The following is a 16135-nucleotide window of genomic DNA, read 5'->3' as shown; positions in this document are numbered from 1 at the left end:
AAATGAAAGAACCGTTACTCTACTTATGTCACCGTATTCCCTACCCTCCAAACAAAGGGGACAAAATAACAACGTTCAACGTGCTTAAGTTTCTCAATAAACACTATGACGTTTACGTTGGGTGTTTCATTGACGATCCTAATGACAAGCAATATAAGCACAACGTCTCTGAGTTATGTAAAGAGTGCTTTTTCGTCGATCTTAACTCTTCTATCGCCAAATTGAAGGGATTGTCTGCGTTTGGTCGAGGCGAGCCGATAACACTCCCCTACTATCGAAGCTCTAAAATGTCGCACTGGGTGGATCAAACCGTGCGTGATAACAACATATCCAAAGCATTCATTTATTCTGGCTGTATGGCGCAATATGTACTGACCCCAGGCACCAAGAATCTGCACAAAGTGATGCAGTTTGCTGACATTGACTCGGACAAATGGCGCCAATATGCCAACGCTTCGAAAGGGGTAATGAGCAAAGTATACATGCGTGAATACCGCACTCTCGCAAAGTATGAAAAGTACGTCGCTGATCAGTTTTCTGTCAGCTGTTTTATCTCGGATACCGAGGCTTCGCTCTTCAGAGAAACTGTCGAGCGAAATATACAAACCAAGGTTAAGACTTTAAGCAACGGAATCGATAGCGAATACTTTTCACCTTCGGCGCCCTCAACCCTCAGCGAAAATTTCTCGTTAGATGATGAGAACTATATCGTTTTTACCGGTGCCATGGATTATCGGCCCAATATTGAAACCGTCATTTGGTTTACGCAGAACATTTGGTCTGAAGTGATTAAACAGTGCCCAAATAGTAAGTTCTACATTGTGGGTTCGTCGCCACCTAAGCAGGTCACAGATCTTTCAAAACTTCCTGGTGTCGTTGTAACCGGACGCGTTGACGATGTCAGGCCATACCTATCTAAAGCCAAAGCCGCTGTTGCGCCAATGCAAATGGCTCGCGGGATCCAAAATAAGATTTTAGAAGCGATGGCGATGGAACGTCCGGTAATGACATCAAAACGAGGTATAGAAGGATTAGAAGACTACCCAGAAGAAAGCTTGTACGTCACTGATTCTCAGCAAAGCATGACGGAGTGGGTGATCAACAAACTCAATACTCCTCCCTATATTGCGGCCGAGTCCAGAGAATGGTTAGAAGAACATTACAGCTGGGATGCAAAACTGACCCCATTGCTGAATTACCTTGGAGCCAATTGTGAGTAGTTTACGCCTGTTTCGCTTTATCTTACCGCTGCTTGCATGGGTTCTTGTTTATTACGAATCCATAGAAAGCATGGTGACGGTTTGGATGCAATCCAAAACCTATGAACATGGCTTTATTATTATCCCCATTTCCTTATGGTTAGCGTGGCGTAAAAAAGAGCAGATAAAGCAAACACCAATCAGCACAGCTTGGCTCCCTGTCGCTTTGTTTGTACTCCCGACGCTACTTTGGATGTTAGGAAAAGCTGCGGATGTGGCGTTATTTGAGCATGTCGCGCTCATTGCTAGCTTACAGCTGATGCTTTGGGCTTTACTGGGAACAGCTCTGACAAAAATCCTATTTTTTCCAATATTTTATTTGGTCTTCTGCATCCCGTTTGGTGAAGAGCTCATCCCCTATCTTCAACTTATTACCGCCGATATCACCGTTTTTGCACTGCAACTTTCCAGTATTCCGGTATATCGCGAAGGGCTATTTTTATCCATCCCTAATGGTCTGTTTGAAGTGGCCGAAGCATGCTCGGGAATACGTTTTCTGATATCGAGTCTTGCGCTTGGCACCTTGTTCGCCTACCTCAGCTTCAATAAGTGGTGGAAAATCCTCTCCTTCGTCGCTTTTTCATTCATCTTTCCTATAATCGCCAACGGTATCCGAGCCTACGGCATTGTGCTTATTGGACACTTGAGCGACATGAAATACGCCACTGGAGCCGACCATTTGGTCTACGGATGGGTATTTTTCACTTTTGTTATTGGTATCATTTTTTATGTGGCGGATAAGTTTGCCGACACACCTATCTCTCCAACGTTCTCAAGTGCCGTCCAGCATGCATCCCAGATGCCCGCAAAAACACTCACTATCGTTACCTGTTTCGTTGCTGTTTTCTTTTTTCAGTTCAAATGGGAAGAGTCTTTAAAAATAGCGGATCATCAAACCATCAATCCAATCGGCTTGCCTAATGATGTCACAGAGGTTGAATCTTCTCTTTGGGGGATCTCTTTTCCAGAGGCACTGAAAGTCACAAGAGGAAAGACGCCTGACGGACGGGTTGAGTTTTTTTCCGCCCGATATTCAATTAAGCAAGAGCATGGAGAGTTAATTAGCTCTAGCAATCACATCTATGATCAAGAGAAATGGTCTTTAAACTCAAACACAGAACAAGTCATTTCACCCGAGGTCATTGAAGCCTTTAAGGCAACGCAGCTTACCGTTGCCAATCATCGGGGCCAATCGATGAAAATTCTTTACTGGTATTGCATTGACCGCTTTTGTTCAAGTAACCCAATTAAAGTAAAACTACTCAGAGCAGCGAGGTTAATGACCGAACAATCAGGCACTGCAGATGTACTGGCACTAGCGAGCTTTGATTCGACGGACGAACAGCTCCAAGCGCTTGCGACGGCATGGATGGCCAATGGAGAATACTAACAGGGAGTGTTGTTATGTGTGGAATTTCTGGAATATTTAACCTTAAGGCCAATAGTTCAATCGACAGTGACCTGTTAAGACAGATAAATCGGGCGCAATCCCACCGAGGCCCAGATGATGAAGGTTACTTTATTGATAGCCATGTGGGCTTAGGGCACCGAAGATTATCCATCATCGACCTAAGCGGCGGCCAGCAACCTATTTTTAATGAAGATCAGTCTGTTTGCGTGGTCTTCAATGGCGAGATATACAACTTCGAGTCACTCGTCGCTGAACTCTCTTGTCTTGGGCATCGTTTCTCAACTCATAGCGATACCGAAGTAATTGTTCATGCCTGGGAACAATGGGGAGTCCAATGCCTTGACCGCTTTCGTGGGATGTTCGCTTTTGCCCTATGGGATCGCAACAAAAAGCAGCTATTCATCGCTAGAGACAGGTTGGGCAAAAAGCCGCTTTATTATACTCAGACTCGCTCTGGCCAATTCATTTTCGGCTCAGAACTCAAGGTATTGCTTGCCCACCCTGAGGTCGATACTACATTACGTGCTGAAATGGCCGAAGAGTTTTTTATGTATGGCTACATACCTGAGCCTTATAGTGCGTACAAACATATTTTTAAGCTTAACTCCGGGCACTTTATGCTTCTGGAGCCGCACGCTAACGTTCAGCAAGTTCAATACTGGGATTTGGCAGCACCGACCAGAATTCACTCATGGGAAGAGGTTCAAACAGAGTTAATCGAAAGACTCAATGAAGCGGTCAGAATCCGCTTGCTCTCTGATGTCCCTTTAGGCGCTTTTTTATCTGGAGGCGTTGATTCAAGCGCGATCACTGCTCTTATGGCCGGGCTTCAGGATTCTCCGGTCAACACTTGCGCCATCGGCTTTAACGAAAGTGCTTATGACGAAAGTGAGTATGCAAACCAAATAGCTAACCGATACCAAACCCAGCACACGAGCCAAATTGTCTCATCAAACGATTACGCACTGATCGATAAGCTGAGTCAGGTGTACGATGAACCTTTTGCTGACAGCTCTGCCCTGCCAACATATCAGGTGTGCCAACTCGCCAGACAGAGCGTCAAAGTGGCTTTATCAGGCGATGGGGGGGATGAGATTTTTGCCGGCTATCGCCGCCAAAGAATGCATTGGATGGAACAGCGCCTACGGGACAAAATTCCAGGAAGCATACGTAAACCCATATTCGGTGGTTTAGCGAACGTCTACCCCAAAGCGGATTGGGCACCAAAACCTTTACGAGCAAAAACCACATTACAATCGCTGGCCATGACTCCTGTCGAAGCGTACGCCAATACCATGTCCAAATTACGTATCGAAGAAAGGCACCAGTTATTTAGTGCCGATTACCGACGTCGTCTGAGTGGCTATACAGGCTCCGAAATCATGAAACAGCATGCCAACAATGCCCCCACAAACGACCCATTGAAACTGATACAATATCTGGACATGAAAACCTGGCTACCCGGCGATATCCTCACCAAGGTAGACAGAGCCAGCATGGCACATTCACTGGAAGTGCGCGCACCTTTGCTGGATCACGTATTTGTCGAGTGGGCATTCTCAATTAATAGCTCAGATAATATTCGTGGCACAGAGGGGAAATACGCGTTCAAAAAAGCCCTTGAACCTTATGTAGACAGCAACATCTTATATCGTCCTAAAATGGGGTTCAGTATTCCAATCGCCGAGTGGTTCAGAGGCCCGCTCAAGAGCAGTCTGAGCTCAACCATACTGTCTGACAATATGCTAGATAGCGGCTTTTTCGATGCCAGAGCTCTCAAAGATATGATTTCTGCCCATACCTCCGGAAGAAGTAATCATGCCGATGCTCTGTGGTGCCTGATGATGTTTGCAAAATTCATGAATAGGCAGTAACTATGATGAAAATCTTAACGGTGACCACACTATTTCCCTACGCTAACAACCCAAAACACGGCGTGTTTATAGAGACACGGTTGCGTCATTTGAAACTCCACTTTCCTGATGTAGAGATAAAAGTTATCGCCCCTGTTCCTTGGTTTCCATTTCGGCAGAAAATGTTTGGCTCGTATGCTTCTTATGCCAATGCACCACTGTATGAGAAACGTTTTGGTATGGATGTTTACCATCCTCGTTATGTGGTCGTGCCTAAAGTCGGTATGACGCTCACTCCTCATACCCTTTCTACCGCCATATATAAGAAAGCCAGCCAGCTGATTCAACAAGGCTTTGATTTCGATGTAATCGATGGCCATTACTTTTATCCCGATGGTGTGGCCATCTCACAAGCGGCGGAAAAGTTAGGTAAACCTTTTACGGTTACGGCTCGCGGGACCGATATCAACCTCATTCCAAAATACAATAAACCCAAGAAAGACATACAAGCCGTGCTTGGGCAAAGTGATCATAATATGGCGGTGTGTGAAGCCCTAAGATCAGAAATGATAGAGCTTGGCGCAGAGCCCAACTCCGTAACTACGCTCCGAAATGGTGTTGATCTGCAGCTATTTCCTTATATCGATGAGTTAAAACAACGTGTATTAAGAAAACAGCTAAATCTCCCGATGGATAAACCCATTATTATTTCGGTAGGTCACCTGATTGAGCGAAAGGGGCATCACTTGGTCATCGAATCGCTCAAACATTTGCCTGGCGTCTTACTTTTGATTGCCGGTACTGGCTCTGAAGAAAAGCGCCTGAAACAACAAGTCATAAAAGAGCAATTACAGTCCCGCGTTACTTTCCTTGGCAGCCTGAGCCAGGGTGAGCTTGCAGGCTATTATGGTGCATCCAATGCGCTTGTATTGGCGTCAAGCCGAGAAGGTTGGGCCAATGTATTGTTAGAGTCTATGGCCTGCGGAACCCCTGTCGTGGCAACCAATATTTGGGGAACACCCGAAGTGGTGCAAAATCAGAGTGCCGGCATCCTTGTCGATAGATACTCAGCGGCAATCGCTAAAGGAGTCGAAAGTGTCCTCATGAATCCGCCCAACCGTAGCGACACGCGCCAATACGCAGAGCAGTTTGACTGGTTTACGACTTCGCAAGGACAGTATGAAATTTTTCAGTCGGCCATCAGCGCATACCAAAGCAGCAGCATTAAGCTATGTCGCTCTTAATTGACTCACTGATACCAAATTAGTCTGAGGGTATTATGTAATGAAAATACTATATCATCACAGAATTGCATCTAAAGATGGTCAGTATGTCCATGTAGAAGAGATCATTCGCGCACTAAGGCAGCTTGGTCATGATGTCATTGTGGTCGGCCCTAAAATCGCGGAAGAATCTGAGTTCGGCAGTGATGGCGGATGGGTCTCAAAACTACGCAAATCATTGCCAAAATTCTGCTCAGAATTACTAGAGTTCTGCTACTCATTTTATGTCTTTTTCAAACTACTTCTAGCGATCATTAAACATAAGCCCGATGCTATCTATGAGCGATACAACCTCTTCCTGCCCGCGGGCATTTGGGTGAAAAAACTATTTCGTTTGAAGCTCATTCTGGAGGTTAACTCTCCGCTATATGATGAAAGAGCCCAGTATGGAGGTATTGCACTCAAACCCCTTGCTAAATGGAGTGAGGTGTATACCTGGCGCAATGCAGACCATGTTTGTCCTGTTACCCATGTGCTTGCCCACTACGTGATAAAAGCGGGCGTACCTGAAGACCATATCACTGTAATTCCGAATGGGATTGACCCGAAAAAGTTCTTTCCAAACCAAGGCATTACTCGCAACCGTCAGTTTGAAGGCAAGCTCACTATAGGGTTTGTTGGTTTCTGTCGCGAGTGGCATCAGCTCGACAAGTTACTATCATTAATAGCAGAACCAGAGAATAATCATTTGATGTTACTGATTATTGGTGACGGCCCAGCTGCAGAGCCTCTGCAAGAACAGGCAAAGCAGTTAGGTGTAGAGAGCCGCTTCCACATCACCGGGTTGATTGAAAGGAAAGACATGCCAGCTTGGCTCGATCAAATAGACATCGCACTCCAGCCAGCTGTGACCCCTTGGTCTTCCCCACTTAAACTCATTGAATACTTAGCAAAAGGAAAGGTCATTGTTGCCCCTGACACCGATAATATTAAGGAACTACTGTGCGACAACAAAAACGCCCTTCTCTACAACATGGACACGCCTGATGCCATTTTAGACTGCATCAAACGCATCCTATCGAGCGACAACTTAAGAGCACGGCTGCAAATGGAAGCCACCAAGACGATTCAGGATAAAAAGCTCACTTGGGAAAACAATGCAAAACGTATCGAGTATATATTTTCAACGCTAACATCTAAGGTACCGGTTACGTTTAAGGAAACAAAGTAGCGCAAGGAACTGCTCGTGAATAAATGGACACAAAAAATCAGCATCGTTTTTTTGATTAATGATATTACCGCGCTTGGTGGGACCGAAAGGATGTGCACCATGATCTCTAACGAGTTAGTAGGTGCGGGTTTTGACGTGACCATCATCAGTCATCACGAATCAAAAAAAGCGCCGTTTTTCTATCTGAATGAGTCTGTAAAAAGAGAACAGCTGTTCAGCGCGACAAGATCGAAAATCCAGCACCTTATGCTGCCTTTCGCCATTTATCGCACTATCCAACGACTTAAACCCGATCTTGTTATCAGCTGCGACACGCAGATGTGCCTCTACTCCTCACTCCCACTTGTGAACCAAAATCATATCGCGTGGGAGCACTTCAACTCAGGAATAAGCACACGATTTGGAAGCCGTTGGTTTGGCCGCCGATTAGCGTCTTTACTCTGCAAGAAGATTATTGTCTTAACCGGCACAGATAAAGCGCACTGGATAAACACGCTTCAAACCAACCCTCAGAAAGTGGTGGTGATCCCAAACCCGTTACCCATTGATCGACTCGACAGTTGGCGTGAGAGTGAACGGCAAAATATAGTGTTGGCGGTTGGACGGATGACCGATCAAAAAGGCTTCGATTTACTGATTAAGTCGTGGGCGAAAATTGATGAACAATCGAAGAAAAACTGGACCTTAAGGATAGTCGGTCCAACTGGGAGCGCTAAGCCTGAACTCGAAACGTTAATACGAGAGTATCAACTAGAACACAGTGTGATGCTCGTTCCGGAATCGACAGAGATTATTCGAGAGTACCAACAAGCTTCGATGTATGTATTGAGCTCTCGCTACGAGGGCTTCGGGCTAACCCTAATTGAAGCAATGGGACAAGGGTTACCTGTCATTGCGTTCAACTGCCCAATGGGTCCCTCAGAGATCATCTCTGACAAATATGGAAAGCTACTCGCACCCGATGATATTGAACAAATGGCAGAGTCAATTAATAGATTCTTACTCGATCCGAAACTACGGGATGAGTATGGCAAGCTAGCCTATCAACGTTCAGAGGTATACACGCCTAAAAACATTATCAGTCAATGGGAATCAATGATTCATGAACTATGAGAGCGCGTCACTATGAGTAAAGTCACGAGTAAAGATACACATCAAATCAGGCTCAATGTTCTCGCTTATAATGAGGCAGACTTTATAGAAAGTTGCCTTGGCTCTATAGAAAAATCGTTAGCACAACTTGGCGGTATAAGCTCAGAAGTTAATGTCATCTGCAACGGATGTAGCGACAATACTTACCAGGTCGCAGAGCGTTACTGCCAAGACAAAACTGGTTGGCATGCCTATGAAGTCACGATCGGTGATAAGGCAAATGCTTGGAACTTTGCAATAGAGCTAGGTGAGGGAGACTCACTTATCACCGCTTTTATTGATGGTGACTGCACGATTACCCCAGAATCGATTGGCAGTATCATTAAGTCCTACGAAGAACACCCCGATTGCTACATCCTAGCAGGCATACCAAAAACGAAGGGGAGAACAACCAGTAACACCAGAAGCGCGACGTTAAAAGGAGAAGCCTTAAGCGGCAATTTTTATGCGTTAACGCCGCTATTTCTGGACAAAGTTTATGCGCTAAACTTTAGGCTCCCTGTTGGACTGATTGGTGACGACAGCCTTCTGGCCTGGGTGGCCAGCCATAACTTTAAGTTATCCAACGGCTTCTCTTATGGCTTTATGCGAGGGTGTGAAGGCGCAGAATTTTATTATCACAGGCTGACACCAACCAATCTCAAGAACATCTATCAATATATCAGACGTTTACACCGATACAGCCTAAGACACCTGCAGCAAAGTGCGATACGTGAACACCTGATTCGCCACGACCGCTTTGAGTCACTCCCTAAGAATGTGGACCACATTTATGGTGACGTAAAGCTGGATCACTTAAGGCTAAAATCGACAAGCAGTGTCTTTGATATGATCAACTACCTAAAAATTAAAAACGCTTCATAGACTGTCCTTTCTCTTACAACAAGAGTGATCTTATGAATAGAAACCAAGTAAAAAAAAGCTTAGAAGATACTCACATCGCTATAATAAGCGGAAACTCTCTTGGCTTAGAGAACGATTCATTAGTCCTGCAATCCGCGTTAGAGAAAGCCTATCCAAATCTTGAGTCAAACTTAATTCTAGGGAAAGAAAGCCTCCTAAAAAAATCAATAAGCATCCTAAAGCTGATTCTGAAAAGATTCTATGGAAAAGAGTTGGTGTTTATTCATATGGAAGAAGTGCAATCTAAGCTTGTTTGGGCCGCCCAAAAAAACTACTTAATTCCAAATCAGGATTGGTTTCGATCTCATACCGAAAAAGCCACCTTGAATAACGATAAGATAATCTTGCTTTGCAAAACGCTCGATGCCATTCGGGCATTTTCTGATATCAAGGATCGCACTCATTACTTAGGGTTCACTTCGTTAGACCGACACCAAAGCAACGTTGAAAAAAGTTTTGATAAATATCTCCATCTTGCAGGGAAAAGTGAAAAAAAAGGCACGTTATCTGTCATAAACGCTTGGAAAAAACACCCTGAATGGCCCACATTAACGTTACAAACAACCGTACCAAGCTACATTGAATCGGCGCAAGGCGTGCCTAATATTCATCTAATTACCACTAACCAAAGTGGTCAAGAGTTACTAAAACTCATGAATAGCCATGGCATACACCTTTGCGTTTCTGAGATGGAGGGGTTTGGCCACTACATCGTTGAAGCGCTTTCAACCGGTGCCATCGTTGTGAGTACAGATGGTGCGCCAATGAACGAACTCGTGACACCAAGCAGTGGGTATCTGGTTAACTGTGTAGAAACCGAACAACAATACCGCGCAAGAGGGTTCACCATCAATGAGCCAGAGTTTGAAAAAGTCATTCATTCCATCATTGATATGACCTATGACGGTTTACTCACTATGTCCGCTCAATCTCGGCAAAGGTACCTAGAGATCACATCCAACTTTGAAGGTAATGTTCAGGATTACTTTGCTAAAAACGTCCTGCCGCATAGTACAAGAAAGTAGAGACGTTCGGGGGTGACCTTGCTCGCTAGGAATCCACCCCTATCAACGCTTTGTTAAGAATTTTCATGATGCTGCCGGTTGGAGAAGAGAGTGGCTTCAACTTGTCCATGAGTGAATCATCCACATTCACGCTTTCTCCCCGGATGACTGAAAGAATAAAGCACTCTATATCAGACTGTTTTTCCGCTTTCAGAATCGAGTCAAATCCTAGCTTGCCGTACTTATTTAATCGCTCTCTGATGGTGGAGTTTAAGTAGAGAGACGGCTTGCCTGTATACAAATACTCAATCATAAAAGAGGTACAGTCGTGTATCATCGCATCTGACTCTCTGAACAAGCCCACATATTCCCCTTCCTCCAATTGAGAGTTAGGATTCGAAGACCAGAAGCTCCAATATTGATCTGTCTTTTCTTTACCCCAAGCTGGATGGTGATAAAGCTTATCTTTTAATAAGGGATGAGGTTTAAATGCAAAGTTAACTTTATCTGAGTACTTGGTTGCCAGTTCTTTAAGGCAGTCTGCGTTTTCAATGAAGGTTGAGTTAGATAAAAAGCTATGGCTATCAATACTATGATGAGGCGCTATGATGATTTTCTTGAGTGATGGGTTTATCCAGGGGTTTTCATACTCTATGTCACTATATAATGACTCTGTTGCAGGGTAACCAACAACATCGATGTTTCTCCCCCTGTTATACGCGTGTTTTCTAGCAATCTCTTTGTGAATGTCATTAATTTGGAAAAACTTCCAAACCAGATTTTCCGTTGGTCCGTTAAAATGGATGATATAGTTCAAATCAATCTGTTCAAAATACGGCACATAACAGGTCAACTTTCTTCTTAGACTTGATATAGAGTATTTTTCTAGTGAGTCATTGTGGGGGTGCGTGAAAAAGATCAAATCTGGGGTGATTACTTCATCTATATCTCGCCTATAACCATTGAGATTCGCACATTCAACATTGTAGCCTTTATCAACAAAAAACTTTGTCGTACTGGCCTCATTAGCCTCAATATCAGACGAATTACACCTAGGAATAACAAAAATCAACGGAGAGTATAACGGGTGTTTATCCATGGCTTGATAAACTAAATCTGTTTTCCACATGCTTTTCTCTAGCACAAGAAAGACAACATTGACTTTTTCCCCTCGCTTAATTTTATTTCTGATTCGATTAACTTCAAAGTAGTGATAGGGTTTTGAAAGGGTGACTAGAAGCAAGGTTCGATTCTTTTTAAACAACGCCCATAACCACCTTGCTCCTGGGATCGATGCGATGGCCTCTCTCATCATTGCTAGGCCCTATAAAAGTAATCAAGTTGATTTCGCTCATGTAATATTTCATAAGCTTCCAAATCATCGATAGAGTCCACCTCTAACCATCCTGATTGAACTTCTACCGCCTTTACCTCCCAATGGCGGTTAATAAGTATCTGCAAGAAACTGGTCATGTACATGTTATGGAAGTTATTCCCATCGTAGGTACCCTGGCGATCTAACGATAAATAACACTCCACAAATTCACGGATTTTGTCATGTCTGACTTTTATCAGGCCAGTATACTGGCCGTGAATTTGTTCATAGCTTTCAGGCTTTTGCCCTAATTCTAAAATGAATCCATCAGGATCCAAAATCAGTGTTTCCGCATCATCAAGGGGGTTATCCAACCTTAATGACCACAGCTCACGCCAATTTTTGTCAATCATCAAAGCAATTTCACTATTCGACTGGATTAGCTTATTTAGATTTTCTGGGTTATAGACGATATCGCCATAGCTAATGATTAAGTCTTCATCACAATGCTTGATAAAGTCGATTGCCGAAAACAAGCTTTCAACCATGTTCGTTTTTTGAAAGTGTTCGTTATAACTGGTATCAAAGCCCAGTTTTTCAATCTGACCAGCCTCGTAACCTGTTGCAATGTGTATGTCATGGATGCCTTCAGATTTCAGTGTCTCTATCTGTCGCTCTAAGAGTGACCTTCCAACCAGCGGGACTAAACACTTAGGGGTATGATTGGTTAAAGGGCGCAGTCGCGTGCCTTCTCCTGCAGCCAGAATTAATGCCTTAGTCATAATATCGCTCTTTTTAATAAGTTAACGTCTTGGACATTCAAGTCATTCACTCTTTCTGGGTGCCACATAATCCCTAGAATTTTTCTTGAACCATGAATAAAAGCTTCAATGTTGCCCATACTGTCAGTGGCTATAGGTTGCAAGTCACAGCCTAATCCTGTCTTTGGCACAGCCCAACCATGAAAACTATTCACCGATTTAGGAAGCTCATACTCTGAGTTCAGGCAAATCAATTCATGCCGAGAGTTAATGTGACCTTCCACTCGAATCAAGTGACCCCCAAAGTATTGGCTGATCATCTGCATGCCTCGGCAGACGCCTATCAATGGAATATCACTGTCCAGCGAATATCGAATCAAGGCATTCTCAAACTCATCCCTTTCTGGGGCCGCATCTTTAGCCGTAGAATCGAGGCAGGCAATACTATTACCTCCTGTTAGAATGATTCCGCTCAAGTTAAGTGACTCGACTACATGAACAACAAACTCTTCAGGAACATTAGGTAAAGGAATGGGCAACATTCCCATACTCAGTACCAGCTTATACCAACCTTGATCAATAGAATCCCGCCTCTCACCATAGGCTTCAATGTCATCGACACGGTGAGTTAAACCAATACGCTTCATTCAACGACTTTCAACCTCTGTCCAAGGCAATCCAGCTCCAACCGGCTTGATGCAAGCAGCACCTCATAGAGCTTTTCGCCCACACCAATCGCCGCAGGCAAACCTATCTCTGCCGCACGTATTGCCATGTGAGAATTCGCGCCACCGAACTGCGTGATGAGACCTGCAATTTCATGTCCAAAGAGCCAGTCATAACCGGGGTCAGCTTGAGGGATAATGACTATTTTTCCTTTCAGCTTAGTGTTGTCATCCATCATTGTTGCAGTATCTGCTGTGACACTTTTCAAGCCGATGTAGTTTGGTAAGGACGCGTACCTTTCAAAGCAGTAAAATTGGGACTTATCATTAATCACTGACGGCAGCTCAATCACTTTCGTCACTTGATAATTCGATTTTCTCCTTTGAAGCGTGGCTAACAAATCCTGAAAATCGGAGCGATTGAGCTTTAAGCTTTCAATATCACTGTAAGTTAAAAATGATGCGTCTTCTCTGCTTAAGCCTGCCCCATATGCCCATTTAGCGATACAATCTAGCGCTTTGCTTAGGTTTTTCGTCATCTCAAATTTGACTCGCTCGCGCTCTTGCGTTGACTTGATAAGGTAGTGGATAAACTCTTGCTCACTCACTTCTGATTCCAACTGTTCCAGAAGCGAAGATATTGCGAATAGCTCCTCATCGGAAAACGCCATATCGACACTCTCGTGATCCGTCAATTTCACTTCTCTGGGTATTAAATATTGCTCAGGAAGCTCCCAATATGCAGGAGTTGTAATTTCGTATGTCCCAGGTCGTAAGTGCCCATATTTGTCGATAAGTTCTCCTAGCGTTATCTCCCCCTTAGCAAAACGTGCCTTATCTTTTTCAAATTGCCCTGCCACCGTGTCAAAGCTATTCAAAAACATCATGCAGCGTTCATCTGAAAGCTCGCCTCTTGTCACTAGGCTATTTAACAACGTCTTAGCCACAAAACCCGCCCTCGCCGCATGAGAAAAGGCCAATGTCCCATAGCGTTTACAATCATCAAGCAGCGCAAAAGCTTTATCGATATCCGTCAGGCTTGAATCATTGATTTGCTGACGCCTAACCGTTAATTGCTCGACCGAGCGAATGTCATCATCCAGCCTAGTCAGCGCATTCCTTGTAATGACTTTTAGTCCCTCTTCTAAAGTCGATAAATCAGACTCTAGTACGCCATAGGGCAGTAACCGTTTTTTCGCTTCTTGATGGAATTCAGGTATCCAGATCGTAAATGCGACATCAAACTCCACTTTGTCATGAAAGCCTGGATTATCGTTGAGTATTTCAACATACGCATTTACGATTCTCTCAGCTGAGTCCTTTGGCACTGAGTCAGGTATAAAAGAGTTAAAGCTTGCGCGGACATCAATATATGGGTGACCCGAAAAGGTGACGATTAAGGGGTAAGGCCTCACATCTTTATAACCAAACTCTGCTCTCTGCTTCGCCCACACTTCGTTAGTAATCAGTTGTTGATACAAGCTTAACGATAGTGGTTTCGGTCGTGTACTGATAATTTCAGCGGGGTTCCAATCAGGCATATTGGCAAAAATGGTTTTATCGCCAGAGACAAATGAAGGCTTAGATTGAAGTTCGCAATACCTAGTCACGTTCGAATTAAGTGACTCGACTATTTTGTCATTTTCAATTTCATAGTTATCGCTATTTACTATCACCGGGCGAACCTGAAATATATGAACATTTCCTTTAGAGTCGATAGCAAATTCTATGTCTAACTTATCGAAGCCGAGTAGTTTTTCTAATTCCTGAACCGCTTTTAGGATGCCTTTTAGTTCGGGGGCGACTGTCTCTATCGTCTCAGGCTGAGACTTATAAACGAGAACCGTTCTTAGATCAGAGTGTGCCCCTGAAGTGACGGACTCTGTCGAACTGGTCGTATCATCAAAGTTGAATCGATAGTATGGTGCGCCAGATTCAAGCGTGCAGGTAAACACCACCCCAGCTATCGCAACATCTTGCAAAAATTCCTGAATAAGAACCTGATCTTTCCCTTCCAACGAAAGACCATAAGAGTCAACGACGGACTTTATTGCCGATTTGAGTTCGCCAGAGTCACTACAGTCCACATTAAGAATGCTATCAAATCCCCCGGCATTAGAAGAACGCCAGTTATCCTCAAGTTTCGAACTGCTTCGGACAGCGAGTTTTTTGTTTCTAAACTTATTCTGTATATTGAGAATAACTTGATTAGAGTTTTGCATCCAATCTTCGATCATAAAGCTATATTGCTCACCAATATAACTCGTTTTAACCATGCTCTCTAATCGAGAAAGCGTGTCAGCTTTTGTTCCTAAAATAAAATTGGCAATATCACTGGGTGAGTTAAATTCAGCCCAATCGGCTTTAACATCTTTAAACCTAACCGTTAATCCATTAACCTCCATCAGCTCAATTAAATCTATCAGACGTTTACCTGATAGATCATTTGACTCTGATTTTAATTCTTCAATCACTCTTACCGAATGTTCACTAAAGTATATTAACCCTGTAAACTCAAAAACTTTACCTTCTCTTACCAAGACTTCCGCTTTGTCGATATCTTCTTTATTTCTTGACTTATATCTTTCGAGCCAACAACTGTCTACCGCGACGGTGATATCTGCATCCTTAGAGATGAAACTTTTAATAAACTCATCTCTAAATAGCGTGTCTCCGTACGTGACTACACAGGACTCATTTGAAAAAGGTGCACTAAGAAAAGTGTCCAGTGGTGTGGACTTACTCCATTCCGGCATAACAATAAAGTTGAGTTCTGGGTACCTTTTGACAATTTCTTCTATGTGATATCCACCCAGAAAAAAAACACTATTGAGTGGAACTAAACTTTCTAGGCTATGGAGCTGCCAATCCAACGCTCTCTTGTTGATGGATATATTTTTTAATGCTGAAGGTTTGCTACCGCTTATTGGGACCCCAGCGCCTAAAATAAAAGCCTTCACTCACCACCACCTTAGTTTAGTTCCAAGAAAAACTCGTCTTATTTGATCAATACCAATCTATGTTCTACACTTTTTCTTTTATGTTATTTTATAACTCTAACTCTATACAAAATAACCATTTTTATTTTAGCACTTGTTTTGTAACTTACCTGAAACCTAATTGAAAAGTTATTTTTTACTTTGCCATTAGTAAAATGAAACGAAATTTAGAACTATTAAACTAGGTGATGTGCTCGTTTTAAAATAAGTAAAATCGTCTAAGAAAAATCTGTCAAACATACCATTTACGATACAACCTTCAAAAATCACAAAAAATCCCTATCAAACTAGCGCCTTCTCTCACCTAACTATCGAACATTGAACTACCTTTAATAGTGATACTCATATATGACTCAAAC

General features: G+C 43.4%; 12 protein-coding genes. 8 read left to right on the top strand and 4 right to left on the bottom strand.

Annotated elements, in window-relative coordinates:
* Positions 1-2 precede the first annotated feature (2 nt).
* The 8 genes from NP165_RS18455 to NP165_RS18420 are packed head-to-tail and all read left to right on the top strand — an operon-like array spanning position 3 to position 10057.
* Entirely contained in the window at positions 3-1220 is a 1218-nt protein-coding gene (locus tag NP165_RS18455; protein ID WP_257085928.1) for a TIGR03087 family PEP-CTERM/XrtA system glycosyltransferase, read from the top strand.
* Complete coding sequence (xrtA, locus tag NP165_RS18450; RefSeq protein WP_257085927.1) at positions 1213-2649, top strand: exosortase A; 1437 nt, start codon at positions 1213-1215, stop codon at positions 2647-2649. Before NP165_RS18455 ends, xrtA begins: the two co-directional genes overlap by 8 nt.
* Positions 2650-2663: 14 nt before the next feature.
* Positions 2664-4544: an XrtA/PEP-CTERM system amidotransferase gene (locus NP165_RS18445; RefSeq protein WP_257085926.1), complete on the top strand. Its 1881-nt coding sequence runs from the start codon at positions 2664-2666 to the stop codon at positions 4542-4544.
* Positions 4545-4546: 2 nt separating this feature from the next.
* Positions 4547-5767, top strand: a complete 1221-nt coding sequence (locus NP165_RS18440) for a glycosyltransferase family 4 protein (RefSeq protein WP_257085925.1) — start codon at positions 4547-4549, stop codon at positions 5765-5767.
* A gap of 40 nt (positions 5768-5807) precedes the next feature.
* Complete coding sequence (locus NP165_RS18435; protein ID WP_257085924.1) at positions 5808-6977, top strand: glycosyltransferase family 4 protein; 1170 nt, start codon at positions 5808-5810, stop codon at positions 6975-6977.
* Positions 6978-6992: 15 nt separating this feature from the next.
* Positions 6993-8090 carry a glycosyltransferase family 4 protein gene (locus NP165_RS18430; protein ID WP_257085923.1) on the top strand — a complete coding sequence of 366 codons (1098 nt, stop codon included), beginning with the start codon at positions 6993-6995 and terminating at the stop codon, positions 8088-8090.
* A gap of 12 nt (positions 8091-8102) precedes the next feature.
* Positions 8103-8993: a glycosyltransferase family 2 protein gene (locus tag NP165_RS18425; RefSeq protein WP_257085922.1), complete on the top strand. Its 891-nt coding sequence runs from the start codon at positions 8103-8105 to the stop codon at positions 8991-8993.
* Between the two features lie 32 nt (positions 8994-9025).
* Complete coding sequence (locus NP165_RS18420) at positions 9026-10057, top strand: glycosyltransferase (protein ID WP_257085921.1); 1032 nt, start codon at positions 9026-9028, stop codon at positions 10055-10057.
* 25 nt (positions 10058-10082) lie between these two features.
* Here NP165_RS18420 and NP165_RS18415 read toward each other — a convergent pair whose 3' ends face one another.
* The 4 genes from NP165_RS18415 to NP165_RS18400 are packed head-to-tail and all read right to left on the bottom strand — an operon-like array spanning position 10083 to position 15737.
* Entirely contained in the window at positions 10083-11351 is a 1269-nt protein-coding gene (locus tag NP165_RS18415; RefSeq protein WP_257085920.1) for a CDP-glycerol glycerophosphotransferase family protein, read from the bottom strand.
* A 2-nt stretch (positions 11352-11353) separates the two neighbouring features.
* A complete protein-coding gene (locus NP165_RS18410) occupies positions 11354-12133 on the bottom strand; it encodes a phosphocholine cytidylyltransferase family protein (protein WP_257085919.1) in 780 nt (259 codons plus the stop codon).
* Positions 12130-12759: a gamma-glutamyl-gamma-aminobutyrate hydrolase family protein gene (locus tag NP165_RS18405; RefSeq protein ID WP_257085918.1), complete on the bottom strand. Its 630-nt coding sequence runs from the start codon at positions 12757-12759 to the stop codon at positions 12130-12132. The genes NP165_RS18410 and NP165_RS18405 overlap by 4 nt, the downstream gene beginning before the upstream one ends.
* Complete coding sequence (locus tag NP165_RS18400; protein ID WP_257085917.1) at positions 12756-15737, bottom strand: PEP-utilizing enzyme; 2982 nt, start codon at positions 15735-15737, stop codon at positions 12756-12758. Before NP165_RS18400 ends, NP165_RS18405 begins: the two co-directional genes overlap by 4 nt.
* Positions 15738-16135 lie beyond the last annotated feature (398 nt).

Source organism: Vibrio japonicus (assembly GCF_024582835.1).
Classification (GTDB): domain Bacteria; phylum Pseudomonadota; class Gammaproteobacteria; order Enterobacterales; family Vibrionaceae; genus Vibrio; species Vibrio japonicus.
The sequence above is the reverse complement of the archived record's forward strand: the minus strand, read 5'-3'. Positions and strand labels throughout refer to the sequence as shown.

Excerpts from the sequence above, each read along its gene's own strand:
- NP165_RS18455 (WP_257085928.1), top strand. The coding sequence starts at position 3 with ATGAAAGAACCGTTACTCTACTTATGTCACCGTATTCCCTACCCTCCA.
- NP165_RS18445 (WP_257085926.1), top strand. The coding sequence starts at position 2,664 with ATGTGTGGAATTTCTGGAATATTTAACCTTAAGGCCAATAGTTCAATC.
- NP165_RS18440 (WP_257085925.1), top strand. The coding sequence starts at position 4,547 with ATGATGAAAATCTTAACGGTGACCACACTATTTCCCTACGCTAACAAC.
- NP165_RS18435 (WP_257085924.1), top strand. The coding sequence starts at position 5,808 with ATGAAAATACTATATCATCACAGAATTGCATCTAAAGATGGTCAGTAT.
- NP165_RS18425 (WP_257085922.1), top strand. The coding sequence starts at position 8,103 with ATGAGTAAAGTCACGAGTAAAGATACACATCAAATCAGGCTCAATGTT.
- NP165_RS18420 (WP_257085921.1), top strand. The coding sequence starts at position 9,026 with ATGAATAGAAACCAAGTAAAAAAAAGCTTAGAAGATACTCACATCGCT.
- NP165_RS18415 (WP_257085920.1), bottom strand. The coding sequence starts at position 11,351 with ATGATGAGAGAGGCCATCGCATCGATCCCAGGAGCAAGGTGGTTATGG.
- NP165_RS18410 (WP_257085919.1), bottom strand. The coding sequence starts at position 12,133 with ATGACTAAGGCATTAATTCTGGCTGCAGGAGAAGGCACGCGACTGCGC.
- NP165_RS18405 (WP_257085918.1), bottom strand. The coding sequence starts at position 12,759 with ATGAAGCGTATTGGTTTAACTCACCGTGTCGATGACATTGAAGCCTAT.